Source organism: Planctomycetota bacterium, assembly GCA_016207825.1.
GTDB lineage: Bacteria > Planctomycetota > MHYJ01 > JACQXL01 > JACQZI01 > JACQZI01.
The window spans coordinates 23,041-41,557 of the sequence record JACQZI010000026.1; the positions used below are offsets into that span (position 1 = coordinate 23,041).

The 18,517-nt window shown below is 47.4% G+C and carries 17 protein-coding genes; 12 read left to right on the plus strand and 5 right to left on the minus strand.

Annotation, left to right across the window (positions count from 1 at the left end; translation table 11 throughout):
* Positions 1 to 10: 10 nt before the first annotated feature.
* Positions 11 to 1,378 (plus strand): F0F1 ATP synthase subunit beta, encoded by a 1,368-nt coding sequence (locus HY811_09610; protein MBI4835057.1) that lies wholly within the window; start codon positions 11 to 13, stop codon positions 1,376 to 1,378.
* Here the strand turns inward: HY811_09610 and pheS are convergent.
* Entirely contained in the window at positions 1,375 to 2,442 is a 1,068-nt protein-coding gene (pheS, locus tag HY811_09615) for a phenylalanine--tRNA ligase subunit alpha (GenBank protein MBI4835058.1), read from the minus strand. The two genes, HY811_09610 and pheS, sit on opposite strands and share 4 nt — an antisense overlap.
* Before the next feature lie 344 nt (positions 2,443 to 2,786).
* Between pheS and HY811_09620 the strand changes: the two genes are divergently transcribed.
* The 5 genes from HY811_09620 (at position 2,787) to HY811_09640 (ending at position 9,158) form a co-directional block, all read left to right on the plus strand.
* A complete protein-coding gene (locus HY811_09620) occupies positions 2,787 to 3,641 on the plus strand; it encodes a hypothetical protein (protein MBI4835059.1) in 855 nt (284 codons plus the stop codon).
* A 5-nt stretch (positions 3,642 to 3,646) separates the two neighbouring features.
* Complete coding sequence (locus tag HY811_09625; GenBank protein ID MBI4835060.1) at positions 3,647 to 4,495, plus strand: TIM barrel protein; 849 nt, start codon at positions 3,647 to 3,649, stop codon at positions 4,493 to 4,495.
* 830 nt (positions 4,496 to 5,325) lie between these two features.
* Positions 5,326 to 5,964 (plus strand): phosphopantothenoylcysteine decarboxylase, encoded by a 639-nt coding sequence (locus HY811_09630; protein ID MBI4835061.1) that lies wholly within the window; start codon positions 5,326 to 5,328, stop codon positions 5,962 to 5,964.
* Positions 5,965 to 6,023: 59 nt separating this feature from the next.
* Positions 6,024 to 6,809, plus strand: a complete 786-nt coding sequence (locus HY811_09635) for an undecaprenyl-diphosphate phosphatase (protein MBI4835062.1) — start codon at positions 6,024 to 6,026, stop codon at positions 6,807 to 6,809.
* A gap of 3 nt (positions 6,810 to 6,812) precedes the next feature.
* A complete protein-coding gene (locus tag HY811_09640) occupies positions 6,813 to 9,158 on the plus strand; it encodes a DNA translocase FtsK (protein MBI4835063.1) in 2,346 nt (781 codons plus the stop codon).
* A 43-nt stretch (positions 9,159 to 9,201) separates the two neighbouring features.
* On the opposite strand, the gene HY811_09645 is transcribed toward HY811_09640, so the two are convergent.
* Positions 9,202 to 10,956 carry a HEAT repeat domain-containing protein gene (locus HY811_09645; protein ID MBI4835064.1) on the minus strand — a complete coding sequence of 585 codons (1,755 nt, stop codon included), beginning with the start codon at positions 10,954 to 10,956 and terminating at the stop codon, positions 9,202 to 9,204.
* Positions 10,957 to 10,993: 37 nt separating this feature from the next.
* A complete protein-coding gene (locus HY811_09650; protein ID MBI4835065.1) occupies positions 10,994 to 12,712 on the minus strand; it encodes a HEAT repeat domain-containing protein in 1,719 nt (572 codons plus the stop codon).
* A gap of 254 nt (positions 12,713 to 12,966) precedes the next feature.
* On the opposite strand from HY811_09650, the gene secG reads away from it, so the two are divergent.
* From secG to coaBC, 6 genes are all read left to right on the plus strand, one after another.
* Entirely contained in the window at positions 12,967 to 13,335 is a 369-nt protein-coding gene (gene secG / locus HY811_09655; protein ID MBI4835066.1) for a preprotein translocase subunit SecG, read from the plus strand.
* 29 nt (positions 13,336 to 13,364) lie between these two features.
* Positions 13,365 to 13,946: an orotate phosphoribosyltransferase gene (locus HY811_09660; GenBank protein MBI4835067.1), complete on the plus strand. Its 582-nt coding sequence runs from the start codon at positions 13,365 to 13,367 to the stop codon at positions 13,944 to 13,946.
* A 10-nt stretch (positions 13,947 to 13,956) separates the two neighbouring features.
* On the plus strand, positions 13,957 to 14,871 hold the full coding sequence (locus HY811_09665; GenBank protein MBI4835068.1) for a YicC family protein: 915 nt from the start codon (positions 13,957 to 13,959) through the stop codon (positions 14,869 to 14,871).
* A 120-nt stretch (positions 14,872 to 14,991) separates the two neighbouring features.
* Positions 14,992 to 15,555, plus strand: a complete 564-nt coding sequence (gmk, locus tag HY811_09670; GenBank protein ID MBI4835069.1) for a guanylate kinase — start codon at positions 14,992 to 14,994, stop codon at positions 15,553 to 15,555.
* Positions 15,556 to 15,579: 24 nt separating this feature from the next.
* A complete protein-coding gene (locus tag HY811_09675) occupies positions 15,580 to 15,801 on the plus strand; it encodes a hypothetical protein (GenBank protein MBI4835070.1) in 222 nt (73 codons plus the stop codon).
* Positions 15,798 to 16,361: a bifunctional phosphopantothenoylcysteine decarboxylase/phosphopantothenate--cysteine ligase CoaBC gene (gene coaBC / locus HY811_09680; protein ID MBI4835071.1), complete on the plus strand. Its 564-nt coding sequence runs from the start codon at positions 15,798 to 15,800 to the stop codon at positions 16,359 to 16,361. The genes HY811_09675 and coaBC overlap by 4 nt, the downstream gene beginning before the upstream one ends.
* A 12-nt stretch (positions 16,362 to 16,373) precedes the next feature.
* Here coaBC and HY811_09685 read toward each other — a convergent pair whose 3' ends face one another.
* Entirely contained in the window at positions 16,374 to 17,600 is a 1,227-nt protein-coding gene (locus tag HY811_09685) for an 8-amino-7-oxononanoate synthase (protein ID MBI4835072.1), read from the minus strand.
* A gap of 4 nt (positions 17,601 to 17,604) precedes the next feature.
* Positions 17,605 to 17,874, minus strand: coding sequence for a helix-turn-helix domain-containing protein (locus HY811_09690; protein MBI4835073.1), 270 nt, complete (start codon positions 17,872 to 17,874; stop codon positions 17,605 to 17,607).
* Positions 17,875 to 18,517 lie beyond the last annotated feature (643 nt).

An 18,517-nucleotide genomic window follows, 5' to 3' on the forward strand; every position in this document is an offset into this window, starting at 1 on the left:
ATAAAATATTATGAATGAAGGTAAAATAATTTCTGTCCAGGGGCCGGTGGTTGACGTAAAATTCGGCGAAGACGACGTCCTGCCGAAAATCTATGAATTGCTCGCCGCCGAAACTTATGACAAGCGTAATGTCCCGCTTGAAGTCATAGAACATCTTACCGGAAATGTCGCCCGATGTATTGCCTTAAAGCAGACCCACGACCTTCAACGTAACAGCCCGGTAAAAGCCAGCGGCGCGGCCATCAAAGTCCCTGTCGGCAAAAACATATTCGGCCGCCTTATGAATGTCCTGGGTGAACCGATTGATAAGCGCGGCGAGATTAAGACGGAAGAGTATCTCCCTGCCAGGCGACAGAAAGACCTGACTGTCCGTGTTACCCACCGAGGACTTAAAAACGAATTTATCGAAACCGGCATGAAAGTAATTGACCTTTTGTTCCCCCTGGTTAAAGGCAGCAAATCCGGGCTTCTGGGTGGCGCCGGCCTTGGCAAGACCCAGCTCGTTTTGGAAATCATCCATAACATCACGGAAAAACAGGAAGCCATCGCCATATTTACCGGTGTGGGCGAACGCATCAGGGAAGGAAACGAACTTTATTACGAATTCGAAAGCCGTAAAATGCTGGATAAAGTCATCCTGGTTTTCGGGCAGATGAACGAATCGCCCGGCGCCCGTTTTGAAGTATCTCAAACCGGCGTGACTATTGCCGAACACTTTCTGGAAAGCGGTAAAGATGTCCTCTTCTTCGTGGATAATATTTTCCGTTTCGTCCAGGCTGGGAGCGAACTTTCCACCCTGATGGGACGCACCCCTTCGGAAACCGGCTACCAGCCAACTTTATTGTCAGAGATGAGCAGTTTCCAGGAACGTATCCGTTCCACTTCCCAGGGTTCGATTACCGCCATCGAAGCCGTCTATGTGCCCAGCGACGACCTTTCCGACCAGGCCGTGGTCTGCACCTTTGGTTATCTTGATTCCATCATCGTGCTCTCGCGTGAAAAAGTCCAGGCTGGCCTTTATCCGGCGGTTGATCCCCTGGCTTCTTCCAGTTTCTCGCTTTCCCCGGAAGTCGTGGGCTTGAGGCATTATCGTATTGCCATGGATGTCCTAAAGATTCTCAATAAATATGAAGAGTTAAAACGTATCGTCGCGGTCATCGGCTTGGAAGAAATTTCCAAGGAAGACCGCCTGACTTACGAGCGCGCCCGGAAACTGCTTAACTTCCTCACCCAGCCGTTTTTCACCAGCGAAATGTATACCGGCAAAAAAGGCGAATACGTGCCTCTGGAAAAGACGCTTGACGGCTGCGAAAAAATCGCCTCGGGCGAATTAGATAAAACACCGGTGGACAGCTTCTATATGATCGGCGCGGTCTAGAACTGCGACAGGAATCCGATGTGGTTCTCCGTGAAAAGCCTGATATCGTTGATATGATACTTTAACATGGCGATTCTTTCCACTCCCATGCCGAAGGCAAAGCCGGTGTATTTTTCCGAATCATAGCCGACATTTTCCAGGACATTCGGATGGACCATCCCGGAGCCCAGTATTTCTATCCAGCCTTCGCCATGGCAGGTAGGGCAGGGTTCATTTTTCTCATTTACTTTTTTGCCACTACATATAATACAGGTGATATCCACCTCGGCGCTCGGCTCGGTGAATGGGAAAAACGACGGACGGAAGCGCATCTCGGTTGCCGCCCCGAAAGCCTCTTTGCAGAATACATCGAGAATCCCTTTAAGATGCGTAAAGGCAATTCCTTCTCCGACCATCAATCCTTCCACCTGGTGGAACATCGGGAAATGCTTGGGGCTGGGTTTATCCGGGCGGAAGACCTTGCCAGGCACAAGCACCTTGATGGGCGGCTTCCTGTTTTGCATCACCCTTATCTGGACAGGGGAGGTGTGGCTCCTTAAAAGCCACTTCCCATGCTTGGCCGATGGGTCATCGGTTTTTACATTAAGGTAAAAAGTGTCAAAGGCATCCCGTGAAGGATGGTTAAGCGGAATATTCAAAGCCGTGAAATTGTGGTATTCGTCCTCTATTTCCGGTCCGTAAGCGATTTCAAATCCCATCCGGGAGAAAATCCCACAGATATCGGCAAGCGTGCGGTAAACCGGATGCTGCCGTCCGATATTTTTATCCTCTCCGGGCAGGGTAAAATCCGGCAAATCTCCGGAAGCCTGGGGAACTGATTTTAAGCTTGGTTCAGTTTCCGCTATCTTTTGGGTCAGGAGATTCTTAAACTCGTTAATCAGGCGTCCGGCCTGCCCCTTTTCCTCGTTAGAAAGTTGCGGGATGCGGCCGGTCAGGTCGCGCAGGATACCTTTCCTTCCCAGGTATTTGGTGTTAAAGGAATCAAGCGCGGCGGAATCCTTCACTGCGCCAAGTTCCCTTAAAGCATTCTCTTTAACGGATTCTAAAACCTCTTGGAAACTCATAATGGAATTAATTTATATTATCTATTTCTCTGCTGGTCAAGGAAATTCGTTGCCACCAAGGCACGAAGGCACTAAGTACGGCAAATCATAATTAGGTGCCCGAAATCAGAGTGTAGCGTCCCGATGGATATCGGGGCATCTGTGTCCCGACGTAACGTCGGGGCGCTGCTTTGTAAGGACATGCATAGATCTTTTTGGATACTTATTTATGATTTGCTGTGCTAAGAAGATAAAGAAGAAAATTAAATTTCTCTTTGTGTCTTGGTGGCTAAGGGAAAAAGATTGACAAACCCACTTCATAAGGATATTATGTAGTAATCAATAACGATTAAGGAGGATGTTTTATGAAGCGTTTATGCACGATACTGTTTGTGGGAATGATTGCCTTATTCTTGACTGGTTGCGTGGTTTATTCCCATCCGGCTCACTACCCGACAACCACTCACTTCGTTTACACGGATATGGAATGGGTCGTCTGGAATTATTACGATTGGGATTACGATACGGTCGTCAGAATCCATTCATACAACTATTCACCGGAGTATGTCAACCTGATTCTTTTCCTGGCGTATCACAGCCACGTCGACCCGGTGCTTATCATAGGTTGGCACAGGGAAGGCGTTTCCTGGGTGGAAATCACCACGCGCCGCCTGAGGCTTGACCCGGTGATTTTCTTCGCACATATTCCTCCTGATACAAAACTCGGGTCGCCTTACGGGAAGGCATACGGCCATTACTGGAAGAATCCGCGCGCCATTGTTCTGACCGAACACGATATGATAAACCTGGTGCACCTCAAGGTAACCTGCGAGGCGTTCCACATACAACCCGTAGATGTCATCAGGCATCACGAACGTGGTGACGATTTCAATAGAATAGTCCGGCGGGAGATTGATTCGGACAGGAAAATAAAATCAGTCAAGGGGCATGAATGGGATAAACATTCTTACGAACAGGATAAAGAAAAGCACGGCAATAATCGCCCCGGAAAAGACAAGCCGGGCAGGGAAAATAAGCCTGACAAGGACAAACCGCATCAAGGCAAATCGGATAAGGTTGAGCCGGGCAAAGACAAGCCTACCAAGAATGATTCCGGCAGTCCCGACAACGGTCGGGATAAACCCGGTAAGGACAAGCCAGGTAAGGATAAACCGGATAAGGACGATAAAGACCACGGCAAAGGTAAGGATAAGAAATAAATTCAATGTTGTTATTCGGAACGGCAGGAGTACCCCGCTCCTCTAAAGAAGGAAATACCATTTCCGGTATCGAGCGCATCAAGGAGCTCGGTCTCGATGCCATGGAGCTCGAATTTGTCCACGGGGTAAATCTCTCATCTCAGCTTGCGGAAAAAGTCCGTGAAGCCAAAGAGCGCCTCGGTATCCGCCTGACCTGCCATGCTCCGTATTTCATTAATCTAAATTCAGACGAGAAGCCAAAATACGAAGCCAGCATCAAGCGCATTATGGATAGCGCCAGAATCGGCTTTATAGCGGGAGTGGAAAACGTTACCTTCCACGCCGGGTTTTACCAAGGGGGCGAACCGGAAGCGGTATATCAGAAGATTAAAGGCGGATTTGAGAAAATACTGAATGGCTTGGCTAAAGAGAAAATCAAAATCAGGCTTACTCCTGAACTTACCGGAAAGGGTAGCCAGTTCGGGTCACTTGAAGAGTTATTGAGATTGGCAAGTGAATTGGCTCGTGGTGAGCTAGCCGAATCCATTGGCGTTGGCTTATGCCTGGATATCTCCCATCTGCACGCCAGAAGCGGCGGCGCGTTTAATACCAGGGCGGAATTTGACAGCGTCTGGAAACAGATTAAAAAGTCGCTGGGCGCGAAGGGGCTGGAAGACATACGAATTCATATTTCCGGCATCAGGTATTCGGCTAAGGGCGAGTTAGAGCACCTTAACTTGAAAGATAGCGATTTTAATTATAAGGATTTTGTCGAGTCTTTGAAAGCGAATAAAATCGGCGGTATCGCCATCTGCGAAAGCCCGAACCTTGAAGGCGATGCCCTGATGCTTAAGAAACTTTATACGCAAAGGTAGGTATGTAGGCTTATTATAGACCTCTTTTATCTCAAATCCGTTTATATTAATATTTAATCGTAGAAATAGAACTTAAAGGAAAATGCTGGGACGGCTCTGCCTGGCGTATCTCAAGAATACATCCCCTCATGAATCCTGCTGTTAGCTTTCCCCCTAACACCAATAAATACAAGCTGTTATAAAGAGGGGGGCTACCCCTACACCCTTGTATTAGTATTCCTACACTCTGCTAACCTAAGGCCTTAACCTGGCTAACCTAACTCCTACACCTGGCTAACCTAAGGCATACACCTTGCTAACCTAACCCATTAACCTCGATAACCTAACTCCTGCACCTTGATAATCTTACCTAATACACCCCCTAAAAAATAAAGCTCCCTGCCTTGCCCTATTCCCTATGGGGGCTGTCTTGCAAAGGTTTGCCCGGATGATGGAGGGGGTAGCCCGGAACATTCCCCCTATGTTCGCCCTTATGGTTCAGAATGACACTTTTAATATGGCCTAAATGGGAATTTTATGAACAGGCTCTTTAGTTCCAACATCTTATATAACAAAGAGTTATCGTTTGTTTCCATGCTTGACTATGTGCCATTCTATACTATCCCCGAACTCTTAGGACGTCGCTTCGCTACGCATTAAGACACCGGAACAGTTAAACGACTGTTCAGACTTGTTAAAGCTTTACTTGACATTTGAAGTTTATTATTGTAAGTTTGCATTGTAATTGCAAATATACAAGTAAAGGGTAATATGAGTAAGGCATAAGTAAAAGCGTTCCCTTTTAGTGATTTTATAGGGATGATATAATTCATCCTGTTTGATAACAGATTATGAAATTCCTGATTACAGCCGGGCCGACACGCGAGCCGATTGACGCGGTGCGCTATATCTCCAACTTCTCCTCAGGCAAGATGGGCTACGCGCTGGCAAAGGAGGCGGTAAAGAGAGGGAATAAAGTAATATTGATAAGCGGCCCTGTAGCCACGGAGACACAGAGCTCACAGAGAAAAGCATCTGTAAGTTTAATAAAAGTGGAAACAACAGAACAGATGCGCAAGACGGTTCTTAAATACATTCCAAAGGCGAATTGCCTGATAATGGCCGCGGCTGTGAGCGATTACCGCCCGGCTCACACACTCCAAGGCAAAATGAAGAAAACACAGGATAAAATCAGCCTCAAACTGGTGCGCAACCCCGATATACTTAAAGAAATCGGCGCCAAAACCCGAAATAAGATATTAGTGGGGTTTGCGCTGGAGACAAAGAATCTCCTTAAATACGCCCGCGCCAAGGCGCGGGAAAAACGGCTGGATTATATCGTGGCTAATCCGGCGTCGGTTATCGGCAGGGATTCAAGCGATGCCATGGTCCTGGATAGCCAGGGCCGTATTATCAAGCAGTTCAGGCAAGCCTCCAAGGCAACCATTGCCAGATTTATTATAAGGCTGGCAGAAAAAAGTAGCGAGTAGCGAGGATGGAGTAGAGAGCCTTTCCTCAATACACGCTACACACTACTCGATACTTTTATATGTCCTTTTTCGAATCATTTATATTAGGCCTCATCCAGGGCATTGCCGAATTCCTGCCCATCAGCAGTTCGGGCCATTTGGCTATCGGCGAGGCGGTCTTCGGTATGAAAGACCCTGAGGCCAACCTTGCCTTTATCGTATTCCTCCATCTTGTTTCCGTCCTGGCAATCCTTGTCGCCTTGTTCGATGAGATAAAGGATATTATCTTTGGAATGAGGTTCAAGGCGGTTTTATGGGTAATAGTCGGGACGATTCCGGCCGGCGTTATCGGGCTCTTGTTTAATGATAAGGTGGATAAGTTATTCGACCCGGCGCATCTCTATCTGGTCGGGATAGCCTTAATCATTAACGGGTTTATCCTCCTGGCAGGCGAGATTAGCGGCTGGGGAGAAGGAGCCAGTGTGGATAAGGTCGGATTCAAGAATTCACTGCTTATCGGTATCGCGCAGGCAATCGCCATTATTCCGGGGATTTCGCGCTCCGGCTCGACCGTTTCAGGCGGGCTGGCCTTTGGCTTAAAGAAAAAGGACGCGGTGGTATATTCGTTTTTACTGGCGATTCCGGTGATTCTGGGCGCGGCATACCTGGAGCTTAAAGATTTCGGTAAATTTAAGGAGACTTTCCAGCCGATACCTATAATTACGGCAGGGATAACCTGCTTTATTACCAGCATTATCGCCATAAAGATTTTGATGCGGGTGGTGCAGAAAAGCAAACTGCATTACTTCAGCTTCTATTGCTTTTTCGCGGGCGCGGCAACGATAATCTGGTTTGTATTGAAGTAAAAAATGTCTAAAGAAGAGAACAATAAGAAATCCGTAGGCAAGCAAAGGCTATTAGGGGTATTCCTCTTTTGCTTCGGCTTGTTCCTGATGCTTTCGCTGGTGACGTATTCTCCGCATGATTATGCCGACGTGGCGTATCCGGTCAATAAGACCGTTGCCAACAAGGCCGGGAGCATCGGGGCGTTTCTGGCGTATTACGCGTTTCTCTTTTTCGGGATAGTGGCGTTTGTCGCAGCAATCTTTATCTCGTTCTGGGGAATCCTGCGTTTTGCCAAAAGGGAAATACCTTCCTTTGCCATTAAGATAGCCAGCCTGGCCATATTCATATTCTCGTCTTGCATGCTGGTGGCTTTGATGACGCCGGAGAGCTTCACGGCATGGAATTTATCCGTTAAGATGGAAAGCTTCGGCGGGTTTATCGGGCAGGCGTTAAGCTCGACTGCGACAGCATATTTCGGATATTTCGGCAGTTATATCCTGGCGTTATTCCTGATGGTGATTGCGGCGACGCTGGCAACCGATTGGATAGCTTATTACGTGGCGCTCTGGTTCTACCAGGCGGCCTTAAAGCCTTTGGGCGTGAAACTCATGGCGAAGATAGCCAATCGCTTTAAACCTAAGCCCGTGATTAACTTCCCCGCTCCGACTATCGGCTCGGGCGGCGGAACGGCCGTGATTACAGCCGCACCGGAAGGTGCGGATGATAAGGATGACTCCGCTGTCGCTACGGAGGATGAGGAAGAGAATAATATAGAGGAAGAAGAAACGAATGAGGATTCCGAAGAGGCCGAAGGGGTGACTTTCGGGGGAGAATTAGCGCCAGCGGCAACGGCAGATGTTCCCGCAGGGCCGAAGCCCAAAAAGGCGCCTAAGGCAGTGCAGCCGATTTCCGAGTTTATCCTGCCGCCGATTGATTTATTGGAAGATGCCGAGGCGCTGGATACCGCCAATGATGAGAAAGCCATACGGGATTGCATTCTGGTTATCGAATCCACTTTGAGCAACTTCGGCGTGGTGGCGCGGGTGACCCACGTGGAAAAGGGCCCGGTCGTGACGAGCTACGAAATAGAGTTGGGGCCGGGAATCAGCGTCCACAAGATTGCCGGGATGGCGGATGATTTCGCGATAGCGCTTAAGGCGCCTAATGTCCGGATCGTCGCGCCGATTCCGGGGAAATCAACCGTCGGGATAGAAGTGCCGAATGCCTTTAAGGGAATCGTCCGCGTCAAAGAGCTCCTGCTTGCCAATCCGGAAGCCAGCCAGAAAGCGGCGCTGCCTTTGTTTATCGGGAAAGACGCTTCGGGAGCGCCTTTGATTAAAGACCTGGCGGATATGCCGCATCTATTGATTGCCGGGACGACCGGCTCGGGAAAATCCATCTGCGTTTCCAGCATCATACTTTCGTTATTAATGACCAAGACGCCGGAGCAGATGAAGTTGCTTTTGATAGACCCGAAGATGGTCGAGCTTTCGGCGTTTAAGGATATCCCTCATTTAATCAGCCCGGTGGTGACGGATATGCGCCGCGCGCCGTTGGTTCTCAAATGGATTGTCCGGACGATGGATGAGCGATATGAACTTTTCTTAAGGACAGGCGTTAAGAAGATAGAAAGTTATAACCAGTTGAGCGAGGAGAAAATCAGGGAAAAGCTTTCCGAAGACGGCGAAGCGCCGGTGGATGTGCCGATACGCCTGCCGTATATCGTGGTCTTTATAGATGAACTGGCTGATTTGATGATGGCGGCATCGGACGATGTGGAAACGGCCATAACGAGGATATCGCAGAAATCCAGGGCGGTCGGGATTCATTTAGTGATGGCGACCCAGCGCCCGAGCGTGGATGTGATTACCGGACTGATTAAATCCAATATGCCGGCGAGGATTGCCTTTAAGGTAGCCTCCAAAATAGATTCGCGCACCATACTTGACCGGAACGGCGCGGAGAAACTGCTCGGACAGGGCGATATGCTGATGTTACAGCCTTCGTCAACCGACCTCATCCGCACGCAGGGGACATTTGTGAGCGAGAAGGAAAGCCGCGAGGTGATGAACTTCCTTAAGAAACAGCGCGAGCCCATCTTTGACGACGAATTGCTGGAGCTGGAAAATAAGGATGCCATGGAAGAAATCGAAGCCGACCCCTTATTTGAAGAGGCCGCCAAGATAGTGCTGGAGACCCAGCGCGGAAGCGTTTCGCTTATCCAGCGCCGCCTGGCAATCGGCTATACGCGCGCGGCAAGATTGGTTGACATGATGGCGCGGGTCGGAATCGTCGGCGCATACAAAAACAGCAAGGCGCGCGAAGTGGTAATGACCCTTGATGAATGGACCCAGCGGAAGAATAACTGATTGCTGCCCGCCTTGACCTTTCAAAACAACCTTCCAGAAACAGCTAATCCGGCTTGCTTACGGCAATATGGTCCATGATATTCAGCCAGATATTGTAATTAGTATCCGCGGTCAACGCGTATAGCGGGTTGACTTTCTGGACGTCCAGGATAAAGCCCAGGGCGAAGATGATATACATCCTTAAATCCATGTTCTGTTCGTTTTTATAGGCTTTAATGAGGGTATCCACGGATTCTTTATTGCCGACATAGGCCAGCCCGTGAGCGGCCCTTTGCAGTATCTGCATGGGCGCTTTTTTCTCCTTAAGGTGCTTGTGCAATATTTCCAGCACCTCTTTCTTTTTGCCAAGCATGCAAAGAGCGACGGTCAGGTTATTATAAACCGGGTTTGCGATATTCAGGTCTTCCTGCGCCTTTTTATAAAGGGCTTCAAGCGGCGGCACAGCCTGTTCATCGCCAATCATCCCTAAAGCCTGGATGGCGTATATGAAAGAGACCGGGTCGGCGTATTGCTCGTTTTTAACCGTGTTAATAAGCGGCTGGACGGATTTTTTGTCCTTAAGAATCCCAAGCGCGACAATAACAGCCGGGCGGACCAGGCGTTCCTTTTTATCGGCGAGCAGTTCCCTGAGCTTGGCGGCTGATTTTTCGTCCCCGATGATTCCAAGCGCGATTATGCAAAAACCTTTTACCATGTAATCGGTTTTCTTGGAGCTGATAAGCTGGACCAGAGGGTCATAGGCCGTTTTATCCCCTAATTGAGCCAGGGCGATGGAGGCAAACTCAAGAACCGAGCTGTCTTTATCGCTTTGGAGAAGATTAAGGATATCTTTTTTGGCATCAGGAGTTTTTAATAATCCTAAAGCTATTGCAACAGAGGCCCTGATAGCGCCGGTTTTATCGGACAGGGCCTTTCTTAATTCGGGAAGGACTTCAGGTTCTTTAATCCGGCCCAAGGCTAAGGCGGCATAGGCTCGTTCCTGCAGCGTTTTTTTTGTATCGGTAAGTATCCCCGATAAAAGCGCGATAGCAGATTTTTCCTGCAGATTGCCCAGGGAAAGAATGGCCGAGCAGGTTACGTTTATGGGCGTCTTTTTATCCTGTTTTAAAACGTCTTTCAAGGCTTCCGTAGCCGCCGGGTCCTTGATATAACCTAGCGCCAAAGCCGCGTAAGATTTGCTTATTTCCGTGGAATCAGAGGAAAAAAGGAAAGTTTTGATCGCATCGATAGAAGTCGTATCTCCGTATATGCCCAAAGCCAGATACGCCGTGTTTTTGACATCATAGTTAGGATGCATCATGGCTTCTTTTAAATAGGGCAGTCCGTTTTTTTCCCTGAATTTTCCCAGCGCCAAAGCGGCCATTGCCTGCGCCAGCGGGTTTTTATCGTTTTTTAGCGCATCGGCTAACGTATCGATTATTTCTTTTACGGCATTCAAGCTTACGCTTTGGGTTTCGTTCCCGTCACCTATTTCTTCCTTAAGCTTCACCGGTTCTTTAAAGGGAAGATGATTCAGGCGGTTTCTTATCCACCATATTTCCCATGCGGCCAGAAGGGTGTTTGTCGGAGGGTTAAATACTTTCGGTTCGAGCCCTGTGCTTGGGCCCGGCCTGCTTGCGGGCGTTGGGGTCGGCGTTGGAGTAATTTTTTGTTCCGGAGGAGGTCCCGGGGGCGGAAGAGTATTGCCTTCGTCACCGGCACTCGGGCACCAGCCTAAAACCTGATTGATATTATCGCTTTGCAAAAACAATATCATGGCAAGCAGCATGGCCGTAAGTAAGACGGTTTTTCTTATCATATTAAGGCGCTCCTTTTCGTTATACTAAAGAATTTGGTTAATCCGGTTTATTGAGAGAAATATGATCCATGATATTAAGCCAGATAAAGTAATTATTATCTGCAGTAATATCATAAAGCGGATTAATTTTCTGGGGGTCCAGTATAAATCCTAATGCAAACATGATATACATCCGGACATCCTGATTCTTTTCGTCCTTATAACAATTGATTAGGTTTGTAACGGATTCCTTGGTGCCGACATAGGCCGTTCCGTGAATGGCTCTTAGCAGAATCTGGGAAGTTGCTTTTTTATCCTTCAGGTGTTTGTGCAATATTTCCAGGACTTCTTTCCGTTTACCCAGCATGGCAAGCGCGACCGTCAGATTGTTATAAACAGGAACGGCAATATTTAAATCTTCCTGCGCTTTTTTATAGAGGGTTTCGAGCGTTGGGACGGCTTGTTCATCCCCGATCATTCCCAAAGCCTGGACAGTATATAAAAAAGCGACCGGGTCTGACATCTGTTCTGTTTTCAGGGTGTTAATCAGCACCGGGACGGCTTTTTTATCCTTAAGGAGCCCGAGTCCTATAATGGATGCCGGGCGCAGGAACGGGTCTTTTTTGCTTGAAACGGTTTCCCTTAAGAGATCAGCCGATTTTTCATCTCCCATAATGCCGAGTGCAATTATAACAACCCCTTTAACGTTATAGTCCAGCTTTTTATCGGTAAGCATTTTTCGTAGGGCGTCACAAACGGATTTATCGCCCAACTGGGCCAATGAAACGGCGGCAAACTGTCGAACACGGGAATCTTTATCATTTTGAAGCATGTTAAGCAAGTCGTTTTTGGAATCGGGCGATTTGATTAGTCCAAGTGCGATTGCCACGCTGGAGCGGATATCCCCTGTTTTATCCTGCATGGATTTCTTTAGTTCCGGTAAGGACTCCGGGGCTTTGATTCTGCCCAAAGCCAGTGCGGCGTAGGCGCGTTCCTGCATAGTCCGTTTCTGGTCATTAAGAATACCGGAAAGGAGCGGGATTGATTCTTTTTCCTGAAGGTTGCCTAAAGCAAGGATTGCCGAACACATTGCGTTTTGGGGTGTTTTGGAATTCGGGTTTAATATTTCCTTAAGCGCTTCGGTTGATTTGGGATCCTTGATATAACCGAGTGCCAAAGCGGCGTATGCTTTGGTTATGTCCGTTGATTCGCTTGAAAACAGGAATTGTTTTATCGTATCAAAAGAAGAAACATCCCCGAAAACGCCGAGGGATAAATACGCCATATTCTTTACGTTATAATCAGGGTCATTTAAGGCTTCTTTAAGGTATTGAAGCCCGTATTTATCCTTGAATTTACCGAGTGCCCAGGCCGCCATACCGCGGGCTAGCGGAAACTTGTCGCTTTTCATGGCGTTTGCAATGGCGTCTATAATCTCTTTGGTCTGGTTCATTTTTTGGGCTATTGTTTCGTTTTCGCCCGCATTTACTTCTTCTCTCCACACCAAAGGTTCTTTAAAAGGCAGGTGTTTTAACCTGTTCCTGATCCACCACATTTCCCATGCGCCTAGAGGCCCTGTGTTAGGCGGGTTGAAAACAAGCGGTTCCAGCCCTGTATTCGCAGGCGGGCGGGTGGGAGCCGGAGGCACCTGAGGCGTAATCGGGGTGATGGTGTTGCCACCGCTGCCTCCGCTTGGGCAATTAGCATTACTATAATCCGTTAAAAAATAAATTGCTGTGACACATAGTATTAATACAGAAACGATCCTTGTTTTCATATAAAAAGCCCTTCTTTATAGCTTGGATGCAACCTTTCTAATATATAATACAATTTTAAAGCCCCAAAGTTTTATAAAAAATAATATCAGAGAGAAATTTTTTATGCCTTGCCTGTATTTTATGTAAGACCAACAACTGTTATTAAATCAAACGGGCTTGTTTCTGTCAACATATACTATAAAATATGGAGGAAAATACTGGACATTACGACAGTTTATTTATAATATCATAGTTTGTTTAAAGGAGGAATGACATGGGGGTGCTACTATCTGTCTTGATGGCTATTTTCATGCTGGTCAGCATTTTGCTTATCGTGATTGTTTTAATCCAGCCGCACCACAGTGAAAGCGGCCTGGCAGGCGCATTTGGCGGCGGCGGAAGCGATTCGTTTTTCGGCGCTAAGGCGATTACCGTTGCCACGCGTATTACCGTAATCCTGGCGATAATATTCTTCATACTTGCTATCATTATTAATAAAATTCCCCATGAAAACCCTTCAAGGATGGATGGTTATAAACCGCCAGCCCCGGCGAGCTCTCCGAATACTCCGCCTGCGACAACGCCTCCGGCGGAACAGCCTGTTCCGGCACCGGCGCCTCAACAGCCGGTAACCCCGTCCTAATATTAGTATTTTGTGAAAAGGATTCTTTCATGCATAATAATGATGCGATATTGAATACTTTCAAAAGACTGGGTGCCGTCCAGACGGGACATTTTATGTTAACTTCCGGTAATCATAGCGATACCTACGTCCAGTGCGCGCGCATTCTGGAAAACCCGCGGATTAACGCCAGGTTATGCAAAAAACTTGCCCAGCCGTGGATGAAAAGCCGGGTGGATATTGTGGCCGGGCCGGCCGTGGGCGGGATTATCGGCGCGTACGAACTGGCTCGGGCGCTCAAAGCCCGTGCGATTTACCTGGAACGGGTTGATAACAAGCTCGTTTTAAGGCGCGGGTTTACCATTAATAATGGAGAGAACGTCCTTGTCATAGAAGATGTCGTAACTACCGGCGGTTCGGCGCAGGAAGTCGTAGAGGTGATAAAGGAAAACAAGGGTAAAGTTGTCGGCGTGGTGTCTTTGGTTGACCGAAGCGGCAAAGCCGAATCTCCTTTTAACGTTAAATTCAATGCCCTGCTTAAAGTTAATCCGCCTATCTATAAACCTGAAGAGTGTCCTTTGTGTAAAAAAGGAATCCCGGTAGCCAAGCCCGGCTCCAGAGGATTGAAATAGAGGATAAACTATGCGTAGTATGACCGGTTACGGAAAATCAAGCGCACGAGTCAAGGATATGAATATCCGGGTCGAGGCGCGCTCGGTCAATCATCGTTTTTTTAACTGCCAGCTGAACCTGCCGGAAGTATTTTCCGGCTCCAATGCGCGTATCGAAGCAATTATACGCCAGTATATCCCGCGCGGGGCGATTAATCTTTCTATAAAACTTGAGCCGGTTAACCAGAAACCGGTTTACGAATTCAATATCCCGGTTATCAGGGAATACCATAACCGGATAAAAGCGCTTCAGAAAAAGCTGGGGTTGAAAGACCCGCTTTCAATAAACACACTGCTTGCCTTACCAGGAATACAGCAGTTGATTCAACTGAGACCTGCGGAAATAAAACCGGATTGGACTGGTACGGAAAAAGTTATCGGGAGTGCTTTGAAAAACCTGGTGAAGATGCGTTCAAGCGAGGGAAACCGCCTGAAGAAAGCATTGGAAGCGATTCTTAAAAGGGTCTGGTCTTTAAAAGAAGAGGTGAGAAAGCGGATTCCCGAAGTGAAAAGCCAGTATGAGGCGACGCTTTCCAAAAGAGTGGCCGAAATACTTGCCAAAATAAAACCGGAAATTGTCGGGGCGAATCAATGCGCTGATGCAAACAATATTAACCAGCGCATTGCCGAGGAGGTCGCCTTTTTCGCCCAGAAGATTGATATTACCGAGGAAATCAACCGGCTGGAATCGCACCTGGAAGAATTCCGTAAGACCATAAAACAGGATGGCGAATCCGGCAAGAAACTGGATTTCCTGACGCAGGAAATATTGCGCGAGGTTAATACCATGGCATCAAAGGGTAATGACAGCAAGATTGCCCATTATACTATCGCGCTAAAAACGGAGATAGACAAGCTTAAGGAACAGGTTCAGAATATTGAATGAAATGAAATCCCCATAGCGGGATCGAATGAAATGAGACCCTCGTAGACGGGTTGAGTGAAACGAAATCTCCGAAGGTGGTTGAATGAAATGAAACCATCGAAGCGGGGTTGAATAAGTAAAATGGCTAATCCCGATAAAGTGCTGGTTGTTTCCGGGCCTTCGGGCGTGGGCAAGACCACTTTGTGCGACCGGTTGCTTAAGGATGAGCCGAGGGTGAAAGCCTGCGTCACGGCAACGACCAGGGCGCCGCGGCCCGGGGAAACAGATGGAAAAGATTATTATTTCGTCTCCAAAGAAACCTTTAAGAATTGGCTGGAAAAAGACGAAATCATAGAGCATACGGAATTATACGGGGAGTTTTACGGAACCCCAAAGAAATCGGTAGATGAAATATTTGCCCAAGGGTGTTATCCTTTGTTGAGAATAGACGTTGACGGGGCGGAAAACCTAAGGAATAAAGGGTATAAAGGCGTTTTTATTTTCATTATGCCGCCGAATGTCCAGGCGTTAAAAGAAAGGCTTATGAAACGCAAAACCGCAACCGGTGATATGAAAAAACGCCTGGCGCGGGTTGACGAGGAATTGAAACGCAGTAGCGAATACGATTTCCGGGTGGTAAATGATGATCTGGAAAAGGCCCTGAAAGAGATGAAAGGTATTTTAGCCAGTAAATTATTTAAATAAATTAGATATGAAAAGGAGAATCGCATGAATATACAAAAAATAGACGCAATTACGGAAAGTGCCCACGGGCGTTTTAAGGCGACATCGGTCGTCCGGATAAGGCTTCAGGAAATGATGCGCGCCGGGATTATGTCCAAGATGAACAAAAGCGTTGATGAGTCAATTGAAACCATAATGGATGAAATATTGTCCGGCGAGATTACCGTTAAGAAAGAGGAAGAAGAGAAAAAAGGCAAAGGGAAATGAAATTAAAAGGCAAAAACATATTGATAGGCGTGACCGGCGGGATTGCCGCCTATAAGGCCGCGGAAATCGTTTCCCGGCTCCATCAGAAAGGCGCCAGTGTCAAGGTCGTTATGACCAAATCCGCCGCGGAATTCGTCACTCCCCTTACTTTCCAGACGCTTTCCCATAACCAAGTCTATACGGAAATGTTTAGCGGATACGAAGCTAACCCGAAACATATTTCGTTAGCCGATGAAGCGGATTTACTGCTGGTAGCGCCTGCCACCGCGAATATCATCGGCAAAATTGCCCACGGCATTGCGGATGACCTCCTTTCCACCGTAGTCATGTCCCTGCCTCGCCGGCAGGCGGGCGTTAAGTGCCCGGTCTTGATTGCCCCGGCAATGAACGATATGATGTATAAAAACCCGATAGTTCAGGAAAATATAAAGAAACTGCAAAAGCTAGGCTACAAATTCATTCCGCCTGAAAAAGGTTACTTAGCCTGCCAGAAAGTTGGCGAAGGTCGCTTGGCGTGCCTGGATACAATTCTCTCGTCAGTTGAAAAAGCGCTCTCTTAAACTCTTAGGCTTTTAGTCTCTTAGACTTTTAACCAGGCATTCCAGCATCCAATCCAGTTCTTTCCTCGTATGCATCGCCGTGATGGTGATGCGCAGTCGGCTTTCGCCGTGCGGAACCGTCGGCGGGCGAATTGCCGGAATGAATAATCCTTTATTCCAGAGGTATTGTGAGATGGCTAATGTCTTTTTGGCGTTGCCCCGCCCTTTTATATTAATTGAGTGGCGAGGCTCGCCCCGACGTAACGTCGGGGCGGCGACCATTATCGGGATAATCGGGGTTATCGAGCCCCTGAAATCGAAGTTCAACTTCTTTAATCGTTCCTTGACATAGTTCGTATTATACCAGAGTTTCTTTCTTAATGACGGCATATCCCTGATTATTCTTAATCCTTCTATTCCGGCGGCACAGGCGGGCATGGGAAGAGCGGTTGTGAAAATAAACGGACGGCTCTTGCTTTTAAGGTAGCTTATAAAATTCCTGCTTCCGGTGACAAAGCCCCCGATATTTCCGGCCGCCTTGCTTAATGTTCCGATGGAAATATCAACCTGCTTTTCTAGTCCTAAGTGCTCGGCTAATCCGCGGCCGTGTTTCCCCAAAACGCCTGTCCCGTGTGCTTCATCCGCAATCGTGACTGCCTTGTATTTCTTTGCCAGGCGGGTTATCTCTTTTAAGGGCGCGGCGTCTCCGTCCATGCTGAAGATGGCGTCGGTTATAATATAGATATTAGATTTTAGTTTATAGTTGTTAGATAGTTTCTTTAGCCCCTCTTCAAGATGGGAAGCATCTCGATGTTTATATATGTATAGACGTGCCTTAGTGAGGCGCGCGGAATCCACGAGGCTCGCGTGGTTAAGTTCGTCGCAGAAGATGATATCATCCTTTTTTACCAGTGTCGTGATGACGCCGAGATTTGCCGCGTAGCCGGAGGTGAAAAGAAGCGCGCTTTGGGCGCCTTTAAAGCGGGCGATTTCTTTTTCCAGTTCTTTGTGGTAGCTGAATGTCCCGGCCATCAGGCGCGAGGCGCCCGAACCCCAGCCGACCTCTTTTAAGGCGCGCCGGGCGGCTTCTATCACCCGCGGGTGCTGGGATAAGCCCAGGTAATCATTCGTGCAGAAAGAAACATACCACTTTCCGCCAATCTTAACCCGGCTTCCTTTGATTGCCGAAATGGCTTTGAATTCCCTGATTAATCCGGCCTGCCGAAGGCTCTTTAACTCACGTTTTACGAAATCTAACATAGAATTAATATTTTATTCTCTTAAATACCCGTTTACCCCTCAATCCTTCCACGCCTTTTTTCCGGTAGGCATCCAGCCATTTCCAGACACTGCGTTCGCTTGTCTTTAATTGCTGAGCAATCTTAGCAACCGTCCAGCCATAATTAGACCAGTAAACTGCCTGCCCCCGGCGGCGCGCCCGCATGTTTCTTTTGCTTAAGGCATCCTTTAAAAATCCGTCTAAAGATTTGGATTCTTCAGGCGAAAGCTTGATAAAAAAGTTGCAACGGGACATTTTCCCTCCCTTATTAAGTTCAAGATTAAGCCGTGGAATCTTGAACTTAACGCCCGGAACTCGATTATATTGATTTCTACATCTTCATTATATTACATTTCCGGCCCTAAAGTTCAAGATTAATAGGTAACTCGTTTATCAAATTCCCCCATATGCGCAAATAAACGAATATTAGGCGCGTTATAACGAAGATAAGCCAAATTTCTTCGCTATATGATAGATTCAGGCTTTGGAAATAATAGGGGGTAGGGTAGGGATGTAGCTATTCGGTTAATGAAGCATAGCCCCTGAAGCAATCAACCGTTACCACTAAAATAATGGTTCGTTGCCTGACCATAAATAATTCGTTGCCATTAAAATAATCAGGCATTACCCGCGAAATAATGACGCATAGCCTTTGATGGAATTAAGAATTGCCATTGAAAGAATGGCTTGTTACCTTCGCATAAATAAATCGTTACCCTTAAAATTCTTTAATCCAAACGGAGGTAGGGTAGGGGCAACCCTGCTTTGTTGAATAATTATTTTGAGGAGTGATATAAAAGTTAAAGTAAAACAGGGTCATAGACGAAAATACTTGTAGAGAACAGTATTTTTATAAGGAGAACCCGTCTATGACCCCTGATTTATTATGTGAATCGGC